22 protein-coding genes and 3 pseudogenes are annotated in these 23,239 nt (G+C 69.9%); 13 read left to right on the plus strand and 12 right to left on the minus strand.

Features of this window, described 5'->3' with window-relative positions:
- The first annotated feature begins 480 nt into the window (after positions 1-480).
- A complete protein-coding gene (locus ACFYX0_RS25545) occupies positions 481-834 on the plus strand; it encodes a hypothetical protein (RefSeq protein ID WP_388973382.1) in 354 nt (117 codons plus the stop codon).
- Here ACFYX0_RS25545 and ACFYX0_RS25550 read toward each other — a convergent pair.
- Positions 831-2,093: an aminoglycoside phosphotransferase family protein gene (locus ACFYX0_RS25550; protein WP_388973384.1), complete on the minus strand. Its 1,263-nt coding sequence runs from the start codon at positions 2,091-2,093 to the stop codon at positions 831-833. The genes ACFYX0_RS25545 and ACFYX0_RS25550 overlap by 4 nt on opposite strands.
- 87 nt (positions 2,094-2,180) lie before the next feature.
- Here ACFYX0_RS25550 and ACFYX0_RS25555 point away from each other — a divergent pair.
- A pseudogene (locus ACFYX0_RS25555) lies at positions 2,181-2,438 on the plus strand (ArsR/SmtB family transcription factor); the annotation flags it as partial.
- Positions 2,439-2,790: 352 nt separating this feature from the next.
- Here ACFYX0_RS25555 and ACFYX0_RS25560 read toward each other — a convergent pair.
- From ACFYX0_RS25560 to ACFYX0_RS25570, 3 genes and pseudogenes are all read right to left on the minus strand, one after another.
- Positions 2,791-3,303: pseudogene (locus tag ACFYX0_RS25560) on the minus strand (LacI family transcriptional regulator); the annotation flags it as partial.
- Positions 3,304-3,422: 119 nt separating this feature from the next.
- Positions 3,423-3,722 (minus strand): annotated as a pseudogene (locus ACFYX0_RS25565) (transposase); the annotation flags it as partial.
- A 259-nt stretch (positions 3,723-3,981) separates the two neighbouring features.
- Positions 3,982-6,633, minus strand: a complete 2,652-nt coding sequence (locus tag ACFYX0_RS25570; RefSeq protein WP_388973386.1) for a WD40/YVTN/BNR-like repeat-containing protein — start codon at positions 6,631-6,633, stop codon at positions 3,982-3,984.
- A gap of 613 nt (positions 6,634-7,246) precedes the next feature.
- Here ACFYX0_RS25570 and ACFYX0_RS25575 point away from each other — a divergent pair.
- The 4 genes from ACFYX0_RS25575 (at position 7,247) to ACFYX0_RS25590 (ending at position 9,313) form a co-directional block, all read left to right on the plus strand.
- Complete coding sequence (locus ACFYX0_RS25575; RefSeq protein WP_388973388.1) at positions 7,247-7,639, plus strand: BlaI/MecI/CopY family transcriptional regulator; 393 nt, start codon at positions 7,247-7,249, stop codon at positions 7,637-7,639.
- A gap of 3 nt (positions 7,640-7,642) precedes the next feature.
- Positions 7,643-8,578, plus strand: coding sequence for a M56 family metallopeptidase (locus ACFYX0_RS25580; RefSeq protein ID WP_388973390.1), 936 nt, complete (start codon positions 7,643-7,645; stop codon positions 8,576-8,578).
- A gap of 79 nt (positions 8,579-8,657) precedes the next feature.
- Positions 8,658-9,128 carry a hypothetical protein gene (locus tag ACFYX0_RS25585; RefSeq protein WP_388973392.1) on the plus strand — a complete coding sequence of 157 codons (471 nt, stop codon included), beginning with the start codon at positions 8,658-8,660 and terminating at the stop codon, positions 9,126-9,128.
- Positions 9,122-9,313: a hypothetical protein gene (locus tag ACFYX0_RS25590; protein ID WP_388973394.1), complete on the plus strand. Its 192-nt coding sequence runs from the start codon at positions 9,122-9,124 to the stop codon at positions 9,311-9,313. The genes ACFYX0_RS25585 and ACFYX0_RS25590 overlap by 7 nt, the downstream gene beginning before the upstream one ends.
- A gap of 198 nt (positions 9,314-9,511) precedes the next feature.
- On the opposite strand, the gene ACFYX0_RS25595 is transcribed toward ACFYX0_RS25590, so the two are convergent.
- Positions 9,512-10,162: a phosphatase PAP2 family protein gene (locus tag ACFYX0_RS25595; protein ID WP_388973396.1), complete on the minus strand. Its 651-nt coding sequence runs from the start codon at positions 10,160-10,162 to the stop codon at positions 9,512-9,514.
- Between the two features lie 402 nt (positions 10,163-10,564).
- On the opposite strand from ACFYX0_RS25595, the gene ACFYX0_RS25600 reads away from it, so the two are divergent.
- The 3 genes from ACFYX0_RS25600 (at position 10,565) to ACFYX0_RS25610 (ending at position 13,021) form a co-directional block, all read left to right on the plus strand.
- Complete coding sequence (locus ACFYX0_RS25600) at positions 10,565-10,819, plus strand: hypothetical protein (protein ID WP_388973398.1); 255 nt, start codon at positions 10,565-10,567, stop codon at positions 10,817-10,819.
- 139 nt (positions 10,820-10,958) lie between these two features.
- On the plus strand, positions 10,959-12,290 hold the full coding sequence (locus tag ACFYX0_RS25605; RefSeq protein WP_388973400.1) for a glycosyltransferase: 1,332 nt from the start codon (positions 10,959-10,961) through the stop codon (positions 12,288-12,290).
- Positions 12,287-13,021 (plus strand): polysaccharide deacetylase family protein, encoded by a 735-nt coding sequence (locus tag ACFYX0_RS25610; RefSeq protein ID WP_388973402.1) that lies wholly within the window; start codon positions 12,287-12,289, stop codon positions 13,019-13,021. Before ACFYX0_RS25605 ends, ACFYX0_RS25610 begins: the two co-directional genes overlap by 4 nt.
- A gap of 23 nt (positions 13,022-13,044) precedes the next feature.
- On the opposite strand, the gene ACFYX0_RS25615 is transcribed toward ACFYX0_RS25610, so the two are convergent.
- The 4 genes from ACFYX0_RS25615 to ACFYX0_RS25630 all read right to left on the minus strand — a co-directional run bounded on the left by ACFYX0_RS25615 (position 13,045) and on the right by ACFYX0_RS25630 (position 16,507).
- Positions 13,045-14,418, minus strand: coding sequence for an ATP-binding protein (locus ACFYX0_RS25615; RefSeq protein ID WP_388973404.1), 1,374 nt, complete (start codon positions 14,416-14,418; stop codon positions 13,045-13,047).
- On the minus strand, positions 14,415-15,104 hold the full coding sequence (locus ACFYX0_RS25620) for a response regulator transcription factor (RefSeq protein ID WP_388973406.1): 690 nt from the start codon (positions 15,102-15,104) through the stop codon (positions 14,415-14,417). The genes ACFYX0_RS25615 and ACFYX0_RS25620 overlap by 4 nt, the downstream gene beginning before the upstream one ends.
- Positions 15,105-15,193: 89 nt before the next feature.
- Positions 15,194-16,114 carry an undecaprenyl-diphosphate phosphatase gene (locus ACFYX0_RS25625; RefSeq protein WP_388973409.1) on the minus strand — a complete coding sequence of 307 codons (921 nt, stop codon included), beginning with the start codon at positions 16,112-16,114 and terminating at the stop codon, positions 15,194-15,196.
- A gap of 165 nt (positions 16,115-16,279) precedes the next feature.
- Positions 16,280-16,507 carry a hypothetical protein gene (locus ACFYX0_RS25630; protein WP_355912313.1) on the minus strand — a complete coding sequence of 76 codons (228 nt, stop codon included), beginning with the start codon at positions 16,505-16,507 and terminating at the stop codon, positions 16,280-16,282.
- A gap of 182 nt (positions 16,508-16,689) precedes the next feature.
- On the opposite strand from ACFYX0_RS25630, the gene ACFYX0_RS25635 reads away from it, so the two are divergent.
- From ACFYX0_RS25635 to ACFYX0_RS25650, 4 genes are all read left to right on the plus strand, one after another.
- Positions 16,690-17,370, plus strand: coding sequence for a DedA family protein (locus ACFYX0_RS25635; RefSeq protein WP_388973411.1), 681 nt, complete (start codon positions 16,690-16,692; stop codon positions 17,368-17,370).
- A gap of 114 nt (positions 17,371-17,484) precedes the next feature.
- Positions 17,485-18,447: an ABC transporter ATP-binding protein gene (locus ACFYX0_RS25640; protein WP_388973413.1), complete on the plus strand. Its 963-nt coding sequence runs from the start codon at positions 17,485-17,487 to the stop codon at positions 18,445-18,447.
- Positions 18,444-19,334: an ABC transporter permease gene (locus ACFYX0_RS25645; protein ID WP_388973414.1), complete on the plus strand. Its 891-nt coding sequence runs from the start codon at positions 18,444-18,446 to the stop codon at positions 19,332-19,334. The genes ACFYX0_RS25640 and ACFYX0_RS25645 overlap by 4 nt, the downstream gene beginning before the upstream one ends.
- A 3-nt stretch (positions 19,335-19,337) precedes the next feature.
- Positions 19,338-19,802 carry a hypothetical protein gene (locus ACFYX0_RS25650; RefSeq protein WP_388973415.1) on the plus strand — a complete coding sequence of 155 codons (465 nt, stop codon included), beginning with the start codon at positions 19,338-19,340 and terminating at the stop codon, positions 19,800-19,802.
- A gap of 164 nt (positions 19,803-19,966) precedes the next feature.
- On the opposite strand, the gene ACFYX0_RS25655 is transcribed toward ACFYX0_RS25650, so the two are convergent.
- The 3 genes from ACFYX0_RS25655 to ACFYX0_RS25665 form a co-directional block, all read right to left on the minus strand.
- Positions 19,967-21,892 (minus strand): Ig-like domain repeat protein, encoded by a 1,926-nt coding sequence (locus ACFYX0_RS25655; protein ID WP_388973417.1) that lies wholly within the window; start codon positions 21,890-21,892, stop codon positions 19,967-19,969.
- Between the two features lie 450 nt (positions 21,893-22,342).
- Positions 22,343-22,810: a DUF427 domain-containing protein gene (locus tag ACFYX0_RS25660; protein WP_388973419.1), complete on the minus strand. Its 468-nt coding sequence runs from the start codon at positions 22,808-22,810 to the stop codon at positions 22,343-22,345.
- Positions 22,811-22,901: 91 nt separating this feature from the next.
- Positions 22,902-23,204 (minus strand): DUF427 domain-containing protein, encoded by a 303-nt coding sequence (locus ACFYX0_RS25665; RefSeq protein ID WP_388973421.1) that lies wholly within the window; start codon positions 23,202-23,204, stop codon positions 22,902-22,904.
- Positions 23,205-23,239 lie beyond the last annotated feature (35 nt).

The raw sequence follows: 23,239 nt of genomic DNA on the forward strand, positions 1-23,239 counted from the left end.
AGTGTCTAACTGCGTGACAACGTCGACAGACAGCAGCGGACGAGCGCGGACGCCTGCGGACGATCCCAGCAGGTGAGAGGTACATCGGCCCAAGGTCCGGCACCCACCCAAGTTGCTTCGGGACGAAGAGGTCGTGGGTTCAAATCCCGCCACCCCGACAGTGAAACACCAGGTCAGGGGCCTGATCCGCATCCCGGGTCGGGCCCCTGAGTGGTTTGTTGGGGTCTCCTGGGAGAAATCTGGGAGAAGATCTTGGAATCGCGCTCGCAGGCGGGCCTACGGGCGCGGCCGCCCCCGTAGCAGGTGCTTCAGCACAGCTGCAGGAGCGTGCGGGGGGACCGAGACAAAGACGTCGAAGCACTCCGCCTAGCAGCGGACGCGGATGTGTTGGCCACGACCAACCCTGCACCTGCACCTTCACCCTCGCCCCAGCCGCTCCACGGCAGCCGGAGCACCACCGCACCATCCCTGGGGGACACCTTGCGCACCACCACCGCCTCGGCCGCCGTCATAGCTGCCGCGCTCGCCCTCGCTGGCTGCATGTCCTACGACCCGTCCGAGTACACCAGCGCGAAGGAGGCCGGCGACATCCGTGAGTACTGCGTCGGCCTGTCCCACATGACCTACGACGCCACCCACGGCACCCTGACCAGGCAGTCCGCCGAAGGCTTCAAGCTGGTCCTACGCAGTTCAGCGGAACGCCTCGCCCAGCGCCGCGACGACGCAAAACACCTGCTCGCGGACACTGATGCCCTCTTCAGTGGCGATCCCAGCGGCGACATCAGCGCGTGGGGGCCTGCCCTGAACTGGTGTGACGCGCAGGGCTACCGCTAGCTATAGCGGAACTCCCCGGGCTGCCCGGCCCCGGACTGCCCGAGGCGAAGGTCCGTGAGGGACGGGCTCGGGTGCGTCGCGCGTCGCGCCGCACTGCGGAGCGCCGAAACCGGGTCCCCCTCGTGGTACAGCCGCTCCGACGTCTCGATGCCGTCGAGGAACTCCTGGTAGCGCACGGCGTACATGAGCTGGGCGAGCGGCTCGGCAAGCCGCAGGGCTCGGACCGGGTCGCTTCCGGGGGCGTGGGCCTTCCAGGCCTCGGCCCAGGCGCGGGCCGCCGTGGTCCGGGCGGGCTCGGGGAGGAAGTCATGGGCGCGCAGGCCGTCCACCACCGGGTTGCCCCAGTGGGCGTCCGCGAAGTCCAGGACAACCGGACGGCAGCCGTCGCTGCGCCAGTTGCCCGGGTGGAAATCGCCGTGCACGACCGTGTCGGGGAGCCCGCACTCCGCGAGCTGCCGCCAGCCGCCTGCCAACTCCCTTACCCTCGCCAGCTCCTGAGAGGTCAGCTCGGCCGCGACCGGGCCGTCGAGCAAGGCCTCCACCCGGTCCGGGAGCACGGCGGTACTCCAGTCCCGCAGACCGGCGGGCCGGTTCGACGCGAGGGATGCCTGTGCCGCGACGAACCGCTCCATCACCGCCGCCACCGTCCCGGATGAAGCGCCATAGCAGTCCTCGCCGGGTATGTGCTCCATGAGGATCCGCCGCTCGCCCCCGCCCAGCAGGATCGGCACCAGTCCGGGATCCACACGGGCGAACGCGCGCACGGTGGCCGCCTCGTCCGCCGCGAAGTGCGGGGTCGCCTTGAGCCAGACCGGTCCGCTCGCGGTGGGTAACCGGAACAGGCCGGCCAGGTTCCAGGTCCGCCGCTGTTCGACACGTCCGGTGACGGGACGGCCCGCCGCCTCCAGGGTGCGGCCTGCCCAGTCGATGAGTTCCCGCAGGCCCTCGGCGCGGGCCCACGGGGCGCGGAGCGCGTCGTCCCGCGTCAGCGGACCCTCGTCGAGGGTACGGGATTCCAGCAGTCCGGGCGCCGGACGCCGCGACGCCTCGACGTGGTACGTCGCGTGACCGTCCCGCCCTCCCTCACCTCCGTCCACCGTCAGCAGCCGCAGCACGAGCACCTGCACACCCAGCATCCCCTCGAGGCGGCTGATGACCGGCTCGACCTCCTGCCACCACGGCACCTCCACGGGAAAGGGTCCGACGACGCCCAGGACGTCCTCACCCGCGGTCACCCACGCACTGACGGTTCGGCTCACCGGGCCAGTGTGCGGGTGGGCGCTCTCCTTGGCATGCAAGTATTTGCCTGCATAACGTTGAGTGTGCGATCAGGGAGCGACTCCGAGCTGGATCAGGTCTTCAAGGCGCTGGCCGACGCCACGCGCCGGCGGCTGCTGGACCGGCTGCACGAGCGCGGCGGGCAGACGCTCGGCGAGCTGTGCGCACACATCGACATGACGCGTCAGTCGGTCACCCAGCACCTGGCCGTGCTGGAGGCCGCCAACCTGGTCAGCAACGTGCGGCGCGGACGGGAGAAGTTGCACTACCTCAATCCGGTGCCGCTGCACGAGGTCCAGGAGCGCTGGATCGACAAGTTCGAGCGCACCGCTCCCCTGAGCGGCTCCGCCTGATTGTCAGAGGGGTGTCATAGTGTTCGCGCACCTGCCTGTTGGCCTTGGGGGGAACCGTGGCCGCGTGACTGTTGACCTGCAATCCTGACGTCTTCGACATCGGGCGCCTCCGTAGCGATGGTCAGGTACTCGACTCTCTTGGACCATCGCACGTCACAGGGCTGATGTCGCGGCCGGCGATGACTTGTGTGACCGCGTGGGCGTGATGCTTGCCTGGCCCGGACAGGAAGGCCTGATCTTCAAAGTCTGCTCAGAACGCTAGGAACGGCAGCAGCAGTAGGGCCCCACCTACTCACGTGAGCAGGTAGGGCCGCGTCGCTGGGTCTCATCGGCACGTTCTCTGACGTTCCTGCAACAGGCCGTTGAGCACCGCGACCGGCGATGTCAGGCACATCACGAGCCGGCTATCAAGGGATGTCTCCCACTCAGCCGTGAGGTTCTGCAACAGGTCCTGACGCATGTCACGGGTGATGTGCGAGTAACGCGCCTGCACGGACCCATCGATATGCCCCATGCGCTCGTCCATGAGCTTCGGCGGGGTGCGGAACCCTTCCATGCGCGTCTTGTGCGTGGGGCGCAGCCCATGGGGGGTGAGCCCGTTGGCGACCGGCACCCAGCATGTGTCTGCTCGCGCTTGCGCGCCTCTGCCCCGCGCCGGCACCCCGGGCCAGGGGTTGGCAAGGACTGGCACGGGCCGCGCCTCCTGCGGCGCCTTCCTCGGATACCAGCCTGAGGCAGCCGGTGTGAAAAGCCACGTGGCGAATCCGTTCCGTCGCCAGTGCTCCGCCTGGTCGACGGCGCCGCCACCACGGATGAATCCGAGAGCCTCAACGGCCTCCAGCGGCTACAACGTCCGGCCGGTTTCCTTCCCTGTCCCTTTGGCCGGCGCGCGAGACTCGGAGTAGGCACTCGGAGGAGGGCACATGACCGACGACAGGCCCGCATGGGCGCGACGCATCGCTGCGGAACGCGCAGCACGCGACTGGTCGCACGCGACGCGGTCAGGGCACTGCGGGCGCAGGCCTGCTCGGCCCGCCGGCGGCGTTCGAGGAGCCAGTGCGGGAAGTAGCTGCCCTGGCGCAGTTTGGGGACGGCGAGCTCGACGGTGCCCGTGCGAGTGTCCCGCTCCCGCGGGCGATATCCGTTGCGGTGGTTGACTCGCTCGTCGCTGAACTGGCCGTATTCGGCATTGCAGAGGGCGTCGGCCTCCGCGGACATGAGGGCGTCGGCGAACGTCTTGACCATCGCTCGGAGCAGATCGGGACTCGCCGCGGCGAGGTGGCGTGCAAGGGCAGACTGTCGGGTGCGGTCATCGCGCTGATCTCCTTCGGGCTTCGAACCTCGAAGATCAGCCGGTGGCCGTTCATCTATGCGGGCACCATCCCGACGCCGGAGCAAACCCCCGGATCAGGTCGAACCCGTACACCACTTGCCTGGACGCAACCAAGGGTAGGTCCGGGGGCCTCAGTGTTGTCCCGGCCATTGCCGGGACAACACTGAGGGATTGGGTGTGGCGTTATGGCGTCTGGGTCTTCCAGATGCCGCGGCCGTGCGTGGCCACGTAGACCTGGTTGCCGTCCGGGCCCGGCGACAGGTAGACCGCCGGCGAGGTGGGCAGGTTCGTGCCCAGGCGCGCCCAGTGGCCGGGCGAGGTGCTGGTGAACACGCCCAGGTCGGTGGCGACTACGAGGGTGCCATCCTTGGTGACCAGCGCCGCGTTGGCCGGGGTGTCGGGGAAAGAGTCCGTGGCCGAGGCGTCGCCGCTGATGTCCGTCCAGGTCGTGCCGCCGTCCGTGGTCTTCCAGACATGGCCGTAGCCTGCGCCGGGGCCCTCGTTCCAGTGCCGCGAGAAGCCGTTGATCACCGCGTAGACCGTCTTGCCGGAGGCGTCGGACGGGTCGATGGTCAGACCGGAGATGTAGCGGTTCGGGAAGGCGGTGGGCAGGTTCACCTGGTGCCAGGTGCCGCCGTAGTTGGTGGCGATGCCCCGCCCGAAGGAGTCGTTGACCGAGGAGCAGGGGCCGCACCAGGCCGCCCACGTCACGTGGTTGCGGCTGGCGACGGCCGAGGCGGAGTGTCCCGCGCCCAGGTCGTACAGCTTGGTCCAGTCGGCTCCTGATGTGCTCTTCCAGGTTTTGGTGTTGCCCCAGACGTACTGGCCGCCCGCGACCCACAGGCCGTTGGGGTCGGTCTCGTCCGCGCTGAACGGGGCGGTGAAGCGGGCTCCCGGGTCGCCGGGCGCGATGTCGGCGATCACGTCCTCGGAGCCGTCGTCGCTCGCGGTGTAGCCGCAGTTGTTCGTGATCTGCAGCGCGAGGTCGACGTATTCGCCTACCGTCTGGCAGCCGTTGTCGGGGTTGACCAGCTGGTCGCCTCCGTCACCGCCGTAGGGGGAGACCATCTGACCGTCCGGGTTCAGCTGCTGCCCCTGGTAGGTGGCGCCCTTGGGCGCGAGCAGTGAGACGCCGTTGTCCTGCAGGCCGCCCCAGACGGCGTCGCCGCTGCCGTCGGTCATCTTCCCCGCGCGCACCGAGTAGTACTGGAGGTTGCGCAGGGTGCCCGATTCGTTGAGGTTGCGCCAGCCGGCTGTGGTCTGCGTGGTCGGGCGGGCGTAGGCGCCACCGTCGTTGCCGACGAACACCTCCGGCGTGCTGCCCTTCCACTGCGAGAAGGCGATCGCGTGCTGGTCGGAGTGCATCACGTCGCCGTCACAGGTGTTCTGCGCCGGGTCGTAACTGAAACAGGGCATGCCGAAGTTCCAGTAGCGGCCGACCGCCTTCCAGGTGGCGCCGCCGTTCCTGGACTCAAACATCTCCTCCAGGCCCAGGTAGACGTGGTTCGGGTCGCTCGGGTCGACCGCGATGACCTGGTCGTACCAGGCCTGGGAGCCGGGCTGGTAGCCGCTGCCGATCTCGTGGATCTTCATCGCGGAGCCGGTGGTCGACAGCGACGAGGACGTGGCGATCTGCTTGAACGAGCCGTTCGCGTTGCCGCTCTGGCTGACATACACGCCGGCGAGGACCGAGTACACCCCGGAGCCGGAGGACTTGTTGAGGAGTTTGGGGGACTCCATCGAGACGTACAGCCTGCTGCCGTCGGCCGCGTAGGCGAAGGCGGCGTTGCCGATCTCGGCGGGATTGATCGCACCGGTCGGGTTGGCGCGCTTCCAGGTGCTGCCCGCGTCGTCGGAGTAGTAGAAGCCGTTGTAGTCGGCGCCGCTGCGCCAGGCCACGTTGGCCAGCAGCTTGGTTCCATCGCTGCCGGGCTGCACGGCGATGTCGTTGGCGATGTCCGCGTAGTGGCTGTCCACTCCGCAGCTCACGCCGCTGATGCCGACGCCCGCGCAAGGTGCCAGGACCTTGGTCCAGGCGGTGGACTGGCCGGCCGACAGCGGACGCCGGAAGAGGCCGTGCGAGGAAGCCGCAAAGACGTACCCGGCTGCCTTGTCGAAGGTGACGGTGTGGATGGAGGCGGAGTCCAGCTCCGTACCGCCCACCTTGTCGTTCTCGCTGAAGGTGCCGGTAACCGGGTCCGCGAGACGGTAGACGCCGCTGCCCAGGTAGTTGTCGGAGGCGGTGGTGGCCTCGCCGGTGGCCAGCCACAGCGAGCCGTCGGGCGCGACCGTGAGAGCGCCCACGGACAGAGCGGGCAGCCGGTCGGCGATCGGTGTCCACGTCTTGCCGTCGTCGGTGGAACGGAACACACCGCCCCCGGCGGCGCCGGCGTAGACCACGCCCTGGTGGGTCGGGTCGGTGGCCAGGGCGGCGATACGGCCCGCGGAGTGGCCCGCTCCGCCACCGGAGTTGGAGGCCGAGTGATCGCGATAGTGCAGCGCGTCCTCGTTGTACGGCGAGGTGGTGACCTCGCTCCAGCTACCGGAAGCAACTGGCATGTTCTTGATGTGCGCCCAGGCGTCGGCGTACGCGCCCGGCGCGATCTGGCCGCCGGGCGAGAGTCTCGGCTCGTTGAACGCGTCGACGGATTCCATCAGCTCGTGGGACTCCTCGCCCGCCGTGTCATGGCGGCTGGAGTCCGTATCGCTCGCCCCGTACGCGGCGACGGGTCCCGTCCCCGCTATCAGGAGTGCCGCGGCGATGACGGCGAGTGCCGTTCTGCCGCCGCTCTCCGCCCCGCGGCGCGGTCTGCGCCGTGCGGAATACACACGCATGGACTGTCTCCGGCTTCTTCGGCGTAAGTCGCGGCCGCCCCTACGGCCGCACTGGATCTCCTACTGCCGAGCGCCGGAACCGTACCCCTGTGCACTCCTTCAACCCCAGACGTTTACAGCAACTTTATAGCCTGACAAACGTAACAATTGTCAAAAGTGGCCTCGTTCGCCGTCTCGCCTCTCAGAGTGAGAGCACACCTCACACTTGCAGCGCAGCCAGTCGCTTCTCTGTTACCCAAGGCAGCCTGCCCAGCCGGTGGCCGGGCGTGCCCATGCCGCGCTGGCGGCGCTGAACCAGGGCGGCGCCGGCGGTCGCGGAGACCGCCAGTGATCTCGCGTGTGCGATTTCCTGAGGGGACTTCGTGATAACGGGTGCATCGCACCCCGTCCACAAGCACCAGCAGGCCGCCGCCACCCAGCAGGGAAGGCAGAGGTGGAGGCGGTAGGTCTCAAGCCGGTCGTCCAGGGACGGGATGAAGCTGCGGTACAGCAGCGAAGTACATCAACCACCGCAACCGTGGCTGACTGTCGGTCGAGATAGCCGTTTTTCTACGTCTCGTAGTAGCTTGAGCGGTGGACGATGGCCTGGCCGAAGCAGCGAGGGAGGTGCCAGATGGCGGGCGGTAAGGACGAGCGGGGCGAGGCCCGGCGGCGTGCGCGGGGTGAGCTGGAAGCAGAGGTTCTGGCTGCCTTGTGGTCCGTCGGCGGCCCGGTGCCCGCGGCTGTGGTCCAGGAACAGGTGCCCGGTACCGCGTATACGACGGTGCTGACCATCCTGACTCGGCTGTGCGACAAGGGGATGGTGACCCGGCAGCGGCAGGGGCGCAGCCATGTCTATGCCCCGGTGGACGACCAGGCCGGGCACGCTGCCGCGGGAATGCACTCGCTGCTGGACGAGGGTGGGGACCGTGCGGCGGTGCTGGCCCGGTTCGTCTCGGATCTGTCGTCGGAGGACGAGCAGTTGCTGGAGCAGTTGTTGCACGGCGACTTTCCTGACCGGGGGTGAGGCGTGTTCTGGCCGGTGCCGATGTATCTGCCGTTGCTGGTGAGCGCGGTGCTGGCGCTGGTTGCGCCATGGGTGGGGCGCCGGATGCCCCCGCGCGTGGGTGTGTGGGCGATGGTGTGCGCGGCGGTGGTTGCGGCCGGAACCTGGGTGACCGAGCTGGCGATTCTGGCTTTCACCGCGGTGGGCCAGGTGCCGCTGGTGGCGGAGCAGGGGCCGTGGTCGGTGAGTGTGCTGGCGGCGGAGGATCCGGTGAGCCGGAACATAGCCGCGGTGTGTGCCGGGGTGGTCCTGCTCGTAGTGGTCAGCCTGACCGTGGCCTCCTGGCGCCGCGGACGTGCCTTGGTCGATGCCTGGCGGGAATGCCGGAACATCGCGGCAGGCGGGGACTTGGCCGTGCTCGACGATCCGGTGCCGGCGGCGTTCGCCGTGCTGGGCATGCCGGGGCGGGTGGTCGTCTCCTCCGGGATGCTGCGGCTGCTGGACGGCCCGGAGCGGCACGCTCTGCTCGCCCATGAACGGGCGCATCTGCGGCAGCGGCACCATCTGTTCTCGCTGGTGCTGCATCTGACAGCGGTGGTGAACCCGCTGTTGCGGCCATTGGAGCGGGCAGGGGCGTTCGCCGTGGAGCGGTGGGCGGATGAGGAGGCCGGGGCCGTGGTGGGGGACCGACGGCTGGTCGCCAGGGCCATCGCGCGGGCAGCACTGGCATCGAGCCGGGCCAAGCAGGCCGCTCTGTCCGCGACCGGCGGGCCGGTGCCCCAACGTGTGCAGGCGCTGCTGGCTCCGCCGCTCCCCCGCCCCAACATGATCATGGCGGCGTTCGTCGTCCTGATGGGGGCCTGCTGCGCGAGTCTGGCCGTCACGGCACACGACACAGAGCGGTTGTTCGAGGCCGCGATGCGCGCTCACGCCACCGCTGCGCAGCTGCGCACGCGCTGACCGCTCTCCCCAGGGGCCTTTGGCACCGGACTCCGGGCCGTCGGGCATGAGTGCCGGCTGCCGGGGGATCGTGTCCGATGTGAGCGGACGCTATCCACCGTGGCTGGGCGCGCCGTTGCAGCACGGCCCCTGGGGCGCCGCGTTCGCGGTCTTCGCTGTGACGCCGGGTGGCCTGTGGCTGTTGGCGCTGGTGCTGGAGCGCCGGCTGATGGGTCTTCGTACCGGGTTCGCGGCGGTGCTGCTCGGCGATCCGCTGGAGGCCCTGGCCGTCGCGCTGGGCGTGTGGCGCATGGGGGCGGCGGCGCCGGACGGGCCGGCGGGGCAGTGGTGGGGGCTGGCCTGCGGCGAGGTCTGGTTGTGCTTCGGCCTGGTGCAGTGGTGGGGAGAGCTGCGGGCAGGATCTTCACCTGCGAGCAGGCGGTGGCTCCGACCAAGATCTGGCACCAGCTGGTGGTCCATCCGCTGCTCGGGTACTGGCTGTGGACGGCCGGCGTGGGTGGCCTGCCGGCGCCCGGTGCGCGTCCGAGCGATGGCGCCGGGCGCGTGCTGATCGTCGCGTGTGTCGCAGGCTGGATGCTGATCAACGGGTACGACCGGCGCCGTCCGAAGCTCGGACATCCTCCGTACGACTGGCGAAGGCTTCGCCCCTTCCCACAACCCTGGTCGGCTTCGTCGCGCACGCTGAGCGCCTACCGGACCGGGATCGGCGCCGAGGAGCGGGTCGGCCGCCGCTGAGGGAAACCGTCCTCGCTCCAGCCGGCGTCCGAGGAAGGCTGGGGCGTGGAAGCGGCGGCGAACGCGATGCCCGTCAGCGCGGACCGGTACGGCTCGTAGCGCCGGATGGCCTGAGCGGCTGATCCGGGACAGTCGGGAGGCCGGTGCACGCGCCGGGCGGTTGAGGAATGCTCGTCGCGGGTCTCCTTCGGTCGCCGATCACTGCGCGCGCTGGGCGACGGTAAGGGGTTCGGCGGTCAGCACCGGGCGCAGCGCGCCGCGGTTCAGGGCTGCGACCAGCGGGGTGGCCCAGCGGCGCAGGGCCAGGCTGGTGAGGTAGGCGACGGGGAGGCCGAGGAGCGCGGAACCGAGGACGTCGTGGGGGTAGTGGGCGCCGACGTAGACCCGGGAGAAGCCCTCCACGACGGCGAACACCGCGGCGACCGCGCTCAGGCGGCGGTCCAGCAGGAACAGCGCGGCCACGGTCGCGGCGGCCACGGTGGAGTGTCCGCTGGGGAAGGCGTAGTCCGACGGCGCCGGGCAGGCATCGACCAGGTAGGCGTGGGGCATCGACCGGCAGGGCCGTGCCTCGGCAACGATCTTCTTGACCACCTCGGCGACGGCGAAGGCGGTCACCACCGCAACCGGTGCGGCCAGCGCGACGGTCATCGCCTGTGTGCCGCGGCGGCGCGCATTCCACCAGCCCATGACCATGAGGACCGCGAAGACGCCCAGGCCGAGGTTGGTCCAAACCTCCATCGGGGTGTTGAGCCACTTGGTGTCGCGCGCGAAGCCGGTGACGGAGGTGAACAGCGAGCCGTCGACGCCGGATCCGTCGAAAGCCAGTTGCGCGGTGGCGGCCGCGGTCATAGCGAGACGTCCTTCCATGTGAGCACGAGGCGCCGTGGAACGGCCCGGCGCCGTCGGCCGATCCCCCGCCCGCGATGGCATGTTGGTGACATCTGGGTGAATCAGGGGTGGCCGTCCACTCAACCTACTACATGTTGTAGGAGTTCACGGTCCGCCCGCGGTGTGCGGCTCAGCGCCGGATCGCGAGGGGCTTCCATCGGTGCATTGCGCTGCGGGCCCCTGTGTGCGTTCCGGCGCCCGGTCTGCCACCTGCCGCCGCGGCAGCCCGCAGAGGCGGGGCGGTACTGCGTCATCGGCGAGTCCCCCCACCTCTTTCGCCACACCCCCACCGAACTTCTACGTCGTGTAGTAGCTTTGCCGGTATCCGTTCCTCCGCCGGCCGTACGGCTGGGGCCCGCCCCTGTGATCGCCACCCTCGCATGCACCCTTGCCGCCGCCCTTGAGGCCGGAGTGCAGGCCGTCGCCGTGCCCAGCCCGATCGTCGCGGCCACCGCCGCCATGAGTTCGGCCAGAGTGCGCCGCCAGTTCGGCTGTGCTGGACATCTGTTCACGCTGGCTCTGTATGCCTTGACGCCAGTGGCGATTCGCGCGGCGGGCTGGGCGGCGCAAGGTCTTGATGAGTTCCGGCCACCGCTCCCCAATTTCTACATCATGTAGTAGCTTCGGCCTTCGATGTCCGCCGAGACCGAGTAGCCGCACTCGGCCGTGAAGGTGTGCGGCCCCGTTCTGCGCACGACACCGTCGGGACTTCGGGCATCTCCGGCTGTGCGCTGTTCCGTCAGGAGGCTGAACAAACGTGCCCCACCGTGATGACCTGGCGTCCGAGCCGGCGCCCTCCGCGCTCCCGCTGGGCTCGGGCCCCAGGCGGATCGTCCTCATCTCCGCGAGTGTCGGCGCGGGACACGACGGGGCCGCCGCCGGGCTTGCCGGCCGCCTGACCGCGTACGGATTCCTGGTGGACCGGTACGACTTCCTCGACCTGCTGCCCGCGCGGGCCGGCAGGTTGCTGTGCAGCGGCTACCACCGCCTGCTGACCTGGGCGCCGGAGGGCTACCAGCGCCTCTACAAGGCCACCGATCAGGGTTCATCACGCCCCGGCGCGCTCTGGCGGGCACTGTTCCGCGCCGCCGAACGCCGCACGCTCGCGGCACTGCCCCCCGACACGTGCGCAGTCATCTCGACCTATCCGGGGGCGAGCCAGGTCCTCGGCACGCTGCGGCGACGCGGGCTGCTGACCGTGCCCGCCCTCACCTACCTGACCGACTTCTCCGTTCATGCCATGTGGGTCGCCCCCGGCGTCGACGCGCACCTGGCCGTGCACCCGGTTCCGGCAGCCCAGGCCCACGCACAAGGCGCGGCCGGGGTCACGGTCGCCGGTCCCGTCACCGATCCGCGCTTCACTCCCGCCACCACGGAGCAACGGCCCGCCGCACGTGCCCGGTTCGGTCTTCCGGCGCGCGTGCCGCTGGCCTTGCTGGTCGCGGGCTCGTGGGGCGTCGGCCCGGTGAGGCAGGCCGCCGTCGAGATACAGAAGACGGGTATCGCCGTCCCCGTGGTGGTGTGCGGACGAAACCAGGCCCTCGCCGAGCAGTTGCGGCAGGACGGCATCGAGCACGCCTTCGGCTGGGTCGACGACATGCCGGGACTGATGCACGCCTGCGACGTGCTGGTCCAGAACGCCGGCGGGCTGACCTCACTGGAGGCCTTGGCCGCCGGTCTGCCGGTGGCCAGCTACCGCTGCATCCCCGGCCATGGCCAGACCAACGCCCAAGCGCTGGAGGAGGCGGGTCTCGCGGCCTGGATCCGCGAACCGGCACGTCTCGGCCCCGTGCTCACCGAACTCCTGCACGGGCCGCGCGGCCAGGCCCAACGCGCGACGGGAATCGCCCTGCACGAATCCGCCCCTGGCCCGCTACCCGCCATCACTGAACGAACCGGACACGGGCTCACACCGACCGCACCGTCCCCGACGGTGCGTCACGCCGGCGGGCGGCGGCTGGCCCTGACCGCCGTCACCGCGGCGGCGGCCGTGTCGCTGGGTGTCGCCGCCCCGCTGGCCCATGCCTACACCGAAGTCCCCGCCCGCTTCACCGCCGTAGCCCACTACCTGGACGGAGACAGGCGATGACCCCGGCCCGCCCCGCCCTGCTCGCTTCGGCCGCGGTCCTGCCCGCGCTCGCCGCCCTGCACGCGGCACCCGTGATCTCCACGTTCGGGCCGCTGCGCAACACGGCCATGCCGCGCCTGGCCGGCCAGGGCCGCCCGGACCATGTCGCCCTCACCTTCGACGACGGCCCCGACCACCTGTCCACCCCGCACTTCCTCGCACTTCTCGAAGCACGCGGGATCCATGCCACCTTCTTCCTGCTCGGATCGATGCTCGTCCGCTCGCCCGGGCTGGCGAGGGAGATGGCCGCCGCCGGGCACGAGATCGCCGTCCACGGCTGGCATCACCGCCCCTTGCTGGTGCGCGGCCCCCGTGCCACCTACGACGACCTCGCCCGCGCCCGCGACGCCGTGGCCGACGTCACCGGCCGGCCGCCGACGCTCTTCCGGCCGCCGTACGGAGTGATGACCGCCGCCACCCATCTGGCCTGCCGCCGCCTCGACTTGACCCCGATGCTGTGGACCGCCTGGGGCGAGGACTGGCGCAAGCGGGCCACGCCCCGATCCGTCGAGGACACCGTCCTGAAGGACCTGCGCGGCGGCGGCACCATCCTGCTGCACGACTCCGACTGCACCTCCGCCACCGGCTCCTGGCGCACCACCCTGCGGGCACTGCCCCGCATCCTCGACGTCTGCCAGGAGCATGGCTGGCAGGTCGGTCCCCTGCGCGAGCACGGACACCGAGCGCGGTGAAGTAGGGAAGAGCCCCGTGCCGGTCAGCAGGGCAGGCGAAGGGTGACAGCCGCGCCATGCCCCGCGTTGTCGGCATGAGCGGTGCCGCCGTGCGCGGTGGCCACCGCGTGCACGAAGGCCAGTCCCAGGCCGGATCCGTCACTGGTCCGACTGGCCTCGGCGCGGGCGAAGCGGTCGAACACCCTGGGCAGGAACTCCGGCGGAAAGCCCGGTCCTTCGTCCGTGACGCACACACTCAGTACGCCCTCGTGGACGGTCGCCTCGACGCGGACGCTGCCGTGCCCGTGCCGCATGGCGTTGTCGACGAGGTTGCTGACGGCCGGCCGCAGCCACCGGGAGTCGATGTCGACGACCACGTCGGTGGAGTCGACGGTCAGATCACGACCGGCCCGCTCGGCGGTACGTCGATGAGGGGTGACAGCGGCGTCGATGAGGTCCGCGAGACCCGCGGGAGCGCGCGTGACGTGGCCGGTGCTGCCGAGTTCCTCCAGACCCAGCAGCGCGTTGGAGAGGTCGATCAGTCGCTGGACCTCGGCGTCCACGGAGCGCAGGGTCTCGGTGAGTTCCCCGGTGGAGCGGGGGCGGTGCAGGGCGACGTCGAGTTCGGCGCGCATCAGAGTGAGCGGGGTGCGCAGTTCGTGGCTGGCGTCCGCGACGAACCGGCGCTCGCGGTCGGCGGACGCCTGGAGGCGGTCGAGCATGTGGTTGAGGGTGTGGCCGAGGCGAGTGATCTCGTCGTCGCGGTCGGTGGGCACGTCCAGGCGCAGGTTCTGGGTGCCGTCGGCGAGGGTGGCGGCTCCGCTGCGGTAGCGCTCGACGGGGCGCAGAGCGGCGCGGGCGGTGCGGTAGCCGACGTAGGAGGCGGCGATCAGGGTCAGGCCCGAGGCGGTGGCCAGTTGGGCGAGGAGTTCACGCAGCGCCTCGTCGCGGTGGCCGCGCCGGACGGCGGCGATCACGATCCGCCTTCGGCCGCCAGCCATGACGTGATGGGCCTGCAGGCGCAGGGTGTCCGAGGTGATCGGCAGCAGGGAGCCGACGTCATGCCGGACCGTGGCTCCGCGCGCGACGGAGTCCAGTTCGTCCGGAGTGAGCAGGATCTGGTGGCGGACGGCGTCGCTGGAGTCCAGCACCCGGCCGTGTGCGTCGAGGACCTGCTGGAGACTGCCCCTGGGGCCGGGCGGGAGCTGCGCCCGGTTGCGTACGGCGTGGTCGAGACTTCGCTGGTAGGTGGTCAGGTCGTCGTCGAGCTGCTGGTCAAGGGCTGTTTTGACCCGCCAGTAGACGAAGCCCGCCGCGCCCGTCAGGACCAGCGACATGGTGATGGCCACAGCCAGCACGAGACGCGTGACCACGGGCAGCCGCCTGAACCACGGCAGCAGCCGGCCGGGCAGGGTCACGGAGCGGTCTCCAGCCGGTAGCCGCGGCCCCGCAGCGTCGTGATGGTCGTACGGTCGAAGGCCCGGTCGACCTTGGCGCGCACCTTGGAGACATGCACGTCGATGGCGTTGCTGCGCAGGTCGGCCTCGCCGTCCCACACCTCCTCCAGCAGCCGTAGCCGCGACACCACGCACCCGGCGTTCTCCATCAGCACCTGGAGCACGGCGAACTCCCTTCGCGACAGCTCCAGTTCGGTGTCCGCGCGCCAGGCGCGCTGCCGCTCGGGGTCGAGGACGAGGTCGCCGACCTGGAGCCGGCCGGCCGGATCGGGGCGGCGCCGGGATATCGCGCGCAGCCTGGCGAGCAGTTCCTCCATGGCGAACGGCTTCACCACGTAGTCGTCGGCTCCGGCGTCCAGCCCGGCGACCCGCTCGTTGATCGCACCGCGGGCGGTGAGCAGGATCACGGGCACGTCGATGCCCTCGCCGCGCAGCGTCCGGCACACCTCCACGCCGTCCAGGCCGGGCAGCATCACGTCCAGCAGTACGGCGTCCAGCCGGGGGTCGCGAGCGGCGGCCAGCCCGGAGGGGCCGTCGTAACGGCCCTGGGCGGTGTGTCCGGACTCGGTCAGGTAGCGGACGACCAGATCGGTCAGGCGGGTCTCGTCGTCGACGACCAGGCAGTGCATGCCGTGCAGACTAGCCAAGCATCGGCCATGGCCCGGTCCGCGGGAAGCCTTCATGGTCTGGGGTACGGGACTCTCGGCCGTGTGCGGGCGCGTGAGCCGGCTCTCGGTCAGCCGATGGTGAAGTAGGCCAGGCTGCCGAGGCCGGCCAGGGTGCAGTAGATCGCGAACGGGATGAGGGTCCGGTTCTCGAAGTACTTCACCAGATAGCGGGTCGCGAGGTAGGCCGCGATGAAGGCGGCGACACTGCCCGCCAGCAGAGGCCCGCGCAGGCCGTTGCCCTCGGAGCCGAGGAGCGGGGGCAGCTTGAGCAGTGCGGCTCCGCCGATCACGGGGGTGGCGAGCAGGAACGCGAAACGGGCGGAGTCCTCGTGGTTGAGGCCCTTGAAGATGCCCGCGCTGATGGTGGAGCCGGAGCGGCTGATGCCGGGGAGGAGAGCGAGGATCTGGGCCGCGCCGATCGTCACGGCCTGGCGCATGGTCATCCGGGTGATCCGCAGGTCCGACAACTCGTCCGGGCTCAGGTGTTCCTCGTCCGGCGCGACGGCGTCCTCCGCCCGCCTGCGGCCCGTGCCACCGCGGCGCAGCCTTTCGGTGACGAAGAGCACGATGCCGTTGAGGGCCAGGAAGATCGCGGTCGGAACGGGGCGCCCGAGCGTCGTACGGAAGACCTTGTCGAGCGCGACACCGGCGATGCCCACCGGGATGCAGGCCATGATGATCAGCCAGGCGAGCCGCTGGTCCACGGTCTGGATGCGGCGCTGCGTGATCGACGTCGCCAGGCCGCGGATCACCCGGACCCAGTCGCGCCAGAAGAACACCACCAGCGCGAGCGCGGTGGCCAGGTGGAGGCCCACCAGTTCGTTGAGGTACAGGGACCCGTCGGCTGAGACGTCCAGGTCGTGCTTCCAGTGACCGCCCAGGAGGGCGGGGATCAGGATGCTGTGCCCCAGGCTGGAGACCGGGAACAGCTCCGTGACGCCTTGCAACAGGCCGACGCCTATGGCTTCGGGGTAGGTCAGAAGGGACATGGATGGCCTTTGGCTCGGAATGCAGGGTTGAGGCTTGGGGCGACGCTCGCGGCGGCTCCGGCCAGCCAGGAACGCACTACATCTTGTAGAACTCAGACCCCGGGATGGGAAGTTTTCATGTCGATGCCTGACAGGGTGCGCGCCTCAGGCGTTCCGGTCGGCCGCTCACCCGGTCAGGGCGATGAGTCGGTATGCCACGTAGGCGGCAGCCGGTCCGAGCGCCAGGAAGGTGGCGGCCAGCAGTCCGGCGCGGGTCGCGAGTCTCTCGCGCGCCTTCTCCGAGACGAAGGCCACCACCCCGAGCAGCATGACGGACGGCAGCACCAACTCGACGCTCAGATCCAGCAGGATCGCCGCGTCGAAAGCGGCGGTATGGGGGATCGAGGGGCTCATCCGACGTGCTCCGGCTCGGGAGTGGGCTGGGCGGGCACACCGTAAGCTACTACATGATGTAGAACTAGGGGTAGTCCGGTCGCGGGGGCGGCTCCTCGCGGATGCGTGGACCTTTCGCGTTGCCCGCGCACGAACGGTGGGGTGACCGGTGTGGTGAGAAGCGGGGGAGGAATCGGAAACCCATGTCCCTGGGGGTTGCTGCGTCCTGGTGGCCGCACGCGGTGGCCATGGTGAACGCCACCTGGCTGCTGTCCACTTTCGGCGCGTTCGGGGTTCTGGTCTGCATCTTCGCCGAGTCCGGGCTGCTCGTGGTCGGCTTCTTCCTGCCGGGCGACACATTGCTGGTGCCGGCCGGACTGTTGTGCGCCTCCACCGCCCGCGGCGGGCCGCATCTGCCCTTGCTCCCGGTTCTGCTCTGCGCCGCGGCGGGCACCATCGCCGGTGCGCAGGCCGGGTTCTGGACCGGACGGCGAGCCGGCCGTGCCGCTCTCGCCCGGGTCGGCAATCGGCGCCTGCGCGCGGGAGCGGACCGTGCTGAGCTGCTGCTGACACGCTACGGCTACGCGAAGGCGGTGGTGCTCGGACGGTTCATCCCAGTGGTGCGCACCGTTCTCAATCCAGTGGTCGGGGCAATAGGCGTGCCGGTGCGAGCCTTCACGCTGTGGCAAGCGATCGGCGGCCTGGCCTGGTCGCAGTCGCTCGTACTGGGTGGGTACTGGCTGGGCGACTCCGTACGTCATCCGGACGCCTGCCTTGTGCCCGCGGTGGCCGCGGTCGTCGTCTCCTTGGTCCCGGTGGCGCTGGAAGTGCTGCGCGGGCGCCGCACGAAGCGCGCCGACCGTGCCCCGTCGGCGGACGTGTGACCCAGCCACAGGCGGCGGGGTCCACTCCTTCGACGTCGCCTCCAGAGCCCCTTCGGTCAGTACTGACATCAGGCTTCATGGTTGCTTCATGCGTCGTCCCTATGGTTCCCGCTCATGAGCGAAGTGCTGGCGGTCAATGCCGCCGAACTCACCAAGACGTACGGCACATTGACTGCGCTGGACCGGATCTCGATCAAGGTTGCCGAAGGCGAGGTCTACGGTCTTCTCGGTCCCAACGGCGCAGGCAAGACGACGTTCCTGCGGATGCTGTTCGGACTCATCCGCCCGGACAGCGGCACCTTGGAAGTCTTCGGCCGCTCGTGGGACAAGCACGGTGTCGCAGTGCTCGAGGGAGTGGCCGGCTTCATTGAGAGCCCGAAGTTCTATCCCGGCCTCAGCGGCCGGCGGAACCTGCAGCTCCTCGCCGGATTCGACGGCGGGGCCGCATCCGACCGCATCGACGAAGTCCTCGACATCGTCGATCTCACCGAGCGGCAGCGCGACAAGGTGGGCGGCTACTCCTTCGGCATGCGCCAGCGCCTGGGCGTCGCCGCGTCCCTGGTGCGCGACCCGAGACTCCTCATTCTCGACGAACCCGCCAACGGGCTGGACCCGGCCGGCATCCGCGACATGCGTGCCCTGGTCAAACGCCTCGCCTCCAGTGGCCTGACCGTGCTGCTCAGCAGCCATGACATGGGCGAGGTCGAGCAGATCTGCGACGACGTCACGATCATGCGCACCGGGACGGTCGCGTACCACGGGTCGATCGCCGCCCTGCGCGAGCAGGCCCCCGCGCAGGCCCATCGCATAACCACCACCGACGACGCCGCCACCGAGGAACTCGTCCGCGCGCGCGGCCTCAAGGTCGACCGCACGGGCGACGGTCTCGCCGTCCACGGATCGCATGGGGACATCGACGCTCTGATCACCGACATCCTCGGAGCCGGCATCTTTCTGCGCGGACTGGGCCTCGACAAGACGCCCCTGGAATCGCTGTTCTTCATGCTCACCGAGCCCACGCCAGACGCACCCTCCCCCGAGATCGACACCCCAGTGACCAGCGGAGCGCACCGATGACCACGACCACCACCGGGGTTCCCCGCACTCCGGCCACGACCGCCTCCGCGGCGCCTGGGCGCACCACCCGGCGCCCCGGCACCGGGACCGTCCTGCGTTGGGAGATCGCCAAGCTCGTCGCACAGGCCCGCAGCCGCTACGCACTGCTCGTCTGCCTCATCGCGCCGATCGCCATCGTGCTCGTGTTCAACGGGCAGCAGCAGTCGCCCAGCGACACGATCTACGGTCGGCAGATCCACACCAGCGGATACGCAGCACCGCTGTTCATCCTCGCCTTCGGCTCTCAGTGGATCTTCCCGATGCTGGCAGCCCTCGTGGCCGGCGACATCTTCGCCAACGAGGACCAGCACGGCACCTGGAAGACCATCCTGACCCGGTCGGTCACCCGCGGCCAGATCTTCTGGGCGAAGACGCTCACCGCGACCCTGTTCACCGTCGTCTCGCTGGCCGTTCTGGAAGCGAGCACCATCGGCTCCAGCCTGCTGATCATCGGCACACGGCCCCTGGTCGGACTCGGAGGCCAGCTCATTCCCTCCGGCACGGCGCTTCCCCTGGTCATCGCCTCCTGGGCGACCGCCCTGGCGCCGCAGATCGGGTTCACCGCCCTGGCCATCCTGTTGTCGGTCAAGACGCGCAACCCCGCCGCGGGAGTCGCGGTGCCGGTCGCCCTCGGACTGGTCATGCAACTGGTCGGCACCCTCGGCGGCATCGACCTCACTCGCCGGTTCCTGCTGACCACACCGCTGGACTCGTGGCACGGACTGCTCGCCGAGCACCCCTTCTACGGCCCGCTCACATTCGGGCTGGCGGTCAGCGCCGCCTGGACCGTCATCTGCCTGGCGGGCGCCTACGTCTCGCTGCGCCGCCGCGACATCACCGGAGGCTGAACCGTGATCCGCACCCGAATTCTCACCCGTGCCCTGATCGTCGCCGCGGCGGTCGCCGCCGTGGCCGTGTCCACCGCCTTCAGCACGCCCGACGTCACCAAGGCCCGCGTCGAGCGAGCACTGGCCCCGACGTTTGCGAACCTGTACGTCCAGCAGGCTGCCGTCCTCGGGATCCCCGGTATCACCGTCGCCGGCATCGACGCCTCGGCGACCTGTGACCGCGGCGGCCCGAAGGTCGCCGATGTCGGCTCCGGAACGGACTGGATCTGCATGGTCACCTTCCACGACGACACCCACCAGGTGCGGACCGGGAAGTTCGAACTGCAGATCAGGGCCGACTCCACCTACGTCGCCGGTGGGCCCTCCAAGCTCATCGGCATGGCGACCATCACCGACAAGAAGTCCGGAAAGGACGTCCCCAACCCGGTGTTCGAGTTCGACGGCACGCTCGACCCGGACCACCCGTAGCGCGCGGCGGAGAGGCACCCCAAAAGCGGCTCTGCCTCGGGACGCACACGGGTCCCGAGGCAGAGCCGCGATCGGACGATTGAAGAGCGGCCGGTGCTCCGGCAGGCCTTCCCGCCGCCCCTCGCGCACGAGGGGCGGCGGGTCAAACGTGGTGCCGTGTAGGGCTAGTTGGTGAAGTACAGGTACTTCCAGGACCCGTACGTCGTCGTGTTCACGGTGTCGCCGGACGTGCCGTCGATGTACGAGGACCGCACCCGCGCCTTGACGCCGGACCTGCCGGGAGCCGGGATGTGGACGACGGACTTGCCGTTCGTGCCCAGGCTGAAGTAACCGGAACCGCCCGACTCCCACTTGCCGTTGACGTAGACCTGCAGTTCGAGGCGCTGCTTGCGGCCCGGGTAGTAGGTCATGGTCGTGGTGAACTGGGGCTCGACGTTCTTGTGGAACCAGTAGTAGAGGGTCGTGCCGATCTTCGCCGTCTTGTACTGCCGGGAGACCGCGAGGGAGTCGGCCACGTGCGCGTACGCCGTGGACTTCACCGTCTTGGCCGCGGTGCGGGTGTCGCCCTTGAAGACGGCGGTGACGTCCGTGTCCCGGACCATGTTGATGGTGACGGAGAGGTTGCCGCCCGAGTCGACGGTGCCGCTCTTCACCAGCTTGTTGGGCTTGTCGGCGCCGTAGGGGTTGGCCCAGATCTCGACCGTGCGGTTCTTGTACGTCGAGCCGAGGTGCGCGGTGAAGGTGACGGCCTTGTTGTAGTCGTACACCTTGCCGTTGTTGCTCAGGGTTACGCTCGGCGTCGCGAAGGAGACCTTGACCTGAGCGGTCGCGGTGGCCGCCGCGTGGGTGCCGTCGCCCGCGTAGGAGACCTTGTAGGTGGCGGTGCCGCCGGCGTGCGGGGTGTCGGTGAAGGAGTACGAGCCGTCGGCCTGCACGGTGACGGCCGGCAGCACCGTGCCCTTCGGGCTCTCCGCGTCGGTGCGAACGACCGTCAGCCCGGTGCCGGCGGGCAGCTGAGTCGACGTCGACAGCGTGCCGGAGACCGTGAGCTGCTTGCCGCCGGTCGCGGTGGACGGAGCGTGCACCGTCAGGGTGGGCTGCTCCAGCGCCGGGTTGCCGAGCGGGGTGACGACCCAGCCGTTGTTGGTGCCGACGAGGGCGAACAGCTCGGTGGAGTCCGGGGACCAGGCCAGCGGGGTCTTCGCCCCGTTGGAGCCGGTGTCGTAGGTACGGATCGGCACGGTCTCGTCCGGCCGGTAGACCGACACGGTGCCGCCGTTCGCCTGGGCGACCAGCCCGTTCGGGGCGATGTCGGCGTCGGTCCCCTTCGGGTAGGCGCCGTCGGCGGTGAACTTGCCGTTCGCGTACGCCTGCCGCTCGGTGCCGTTGACCAGCACGTGCGTGCCGCCGGGCACCAGGTCGATGTCCTGGATGCCGCTGTTGAGCGAGTAGTCGCCGTTGTAGTACGCGACCTGCTGCGGCGCGCCGGAGGAGACGTCGAGGACGGCCATCGAGTCGGTGGACAGGCCGGTCTCACCGACGGCGAGGACGCCGGGCCGGCCGGGGTCCGTGTCGAGCAGCGCCTGGCCCCAGAGCTTGCCGGAGTACTGGCCCGTCGTCACCGTGCCGTCGCCGGCCGGGTCGACCGAACCGAGGTTGCCGTCCCACTGGTCGCCGTAGGTGAACCACACCTTGCCGCCGGACACGGCCACATGGGTCGGACCGGTGGTGGTGGGCACGGTGTAGCGGGTCTTGACGTTCAGGGTGGCCGCGTCCAGCGCCACGATCTGGTGGTTGCCCGAGGCGGCCGCGTACAGCGTGCTGCCGTCGTCCGACAGGGCGAGGTCGGTGACGTCGGTGATGCCGTCCGCCTCGCCGACCTGGTTGCCGCTGTAGTCGGCGGCGAAGACCTTGCCGGTCTCGGCGTCACCGACGAAGACCCGGCCTATCGCGCCGTCGACGACGAAGCCGCCGACCGCGTACACGGGGGCGGGAGCCGCCGAGGCCGTACCGGCTGCGACGACGCTCAGCGCTGCCGAGCTGAAGAGAACCGCAAGCGCCGTCGCGGTTGAGATACTGCGCCTACGCATAGTTGTGTAACCCCCACGAGGAGTCCCGGCCTGAGACCGGGAGCCGATGGCGCCACGCATCGCCCGGACGTGACCGAAACTGTGCGGTGATGACCGGGGCGCGGTTGCCAGCGGCAGCGTATGTCATGGGTGTGACAGCCGATGAGCGTGATTGGTTGTGCGGCAGGGGACAACAACGTTCCTTGACGGGCGACAACTTGGCTCACCACGAAGCCCGGTGGGCGCGAGGTTCGCAAGGGCTTCGAGGGAGAACTCTGCTACGCGGGTGATCCCCGCTTCGCCTGCGTCGTCGCCGGGCCGGACCTGACGGCCGTCAGCCAGGCGGTCCAGCCCACCGCGTACGACCCCAGGACCTCGCCGCGTCGCAAGGGCATCAGCCCCGAAGTCCGACGGCGTGCCCGGGCCATCGGTGCGCGCGTCGCCGACTGACGCGGTCCGACGGTCTTTCGGTCAGCGGGACTTGAGTTCGTCGGCGTCCAGGCCGCGGTCGGCGTCGTGGGGGATGACGTACTGGCCCGGTTCCGGTTCGAGGCGTTTGCCGTCGAGATGGACCTCGGTCTTGTCCGGTTCGAAGGAGACCAGGCCGGTGATCCGCTCGACCTGCCGGTAGGCGTCGGGGTACGACCAGGCGGCGCGGTGGGCGTCGCCGATGTCGTAGTAGTCGCACAGGCCCTTGCAGGGGCAGAAGGTCTGGCCTTCCACGGGGCGTAGCCGGGTCTCGTCGATGTCGGCGCGGGGGACGTACCAGCGTGGGGCGAATCCGGACTCGTAGAGGACCACGGGGTGCTCGGAGCGGGCGACGACCGTGTCGTCCAGGCGGACTTCCAGCGTGCGGGAGGTCTCGCGGATGTCGATGCGGTGGTAGGGGTCCGCGGCGTGGCCGAGGATGCGTTCGTCCTCTTCGTAGAACGCGTCCATCGCGCGCCGGGCGAAGGCGATACGGCCCTGGAGTTCGGCGGCGTGCCCGGGCAGAGCGGTGAACTCCCAGGCGGCGCGCTCCGTGGTGCGGTCACCCGCGCGCGCCGCGTACCAGGCGGGTGTCGCCGAGGTCCTTGTGGTGGGTGACCTTCTCGGACGCGACCAGGGCCTGTTCGTCGACGTCCTCGCGGGGGAAGTAGGCGACGGGGTAGCGGCCCGGTTCATGCAGCAGGAGGACGTGTTCGCTGTCGGCGATCCAGGTGCCGTTGAACCTCACGCGCACACGGCGGCGCAGCGGTTCGGCGAACAGGAGGCGTTCGGGCAGGGGCTCAGGGGTGAGGAAGTGTCCGATCGCGCCGGTGGAGAGGGGGCCTTGCTGCCAGGACAGTCCCATGGCGGGTTCCTTCCGGGTGCGGGACGGCGGGTGGT

The sequence above is a fragment of the Streptomyces sp. NPDC002573 genome, from assembly GCF_042889625.1.
GTDB classification, from domain to species: Bacteria; Actinomycetota; Actinomycetes; order Streptomycetales; family Streptomycetaceae; genus Streptomyces; species Streptomyces gibsoniae.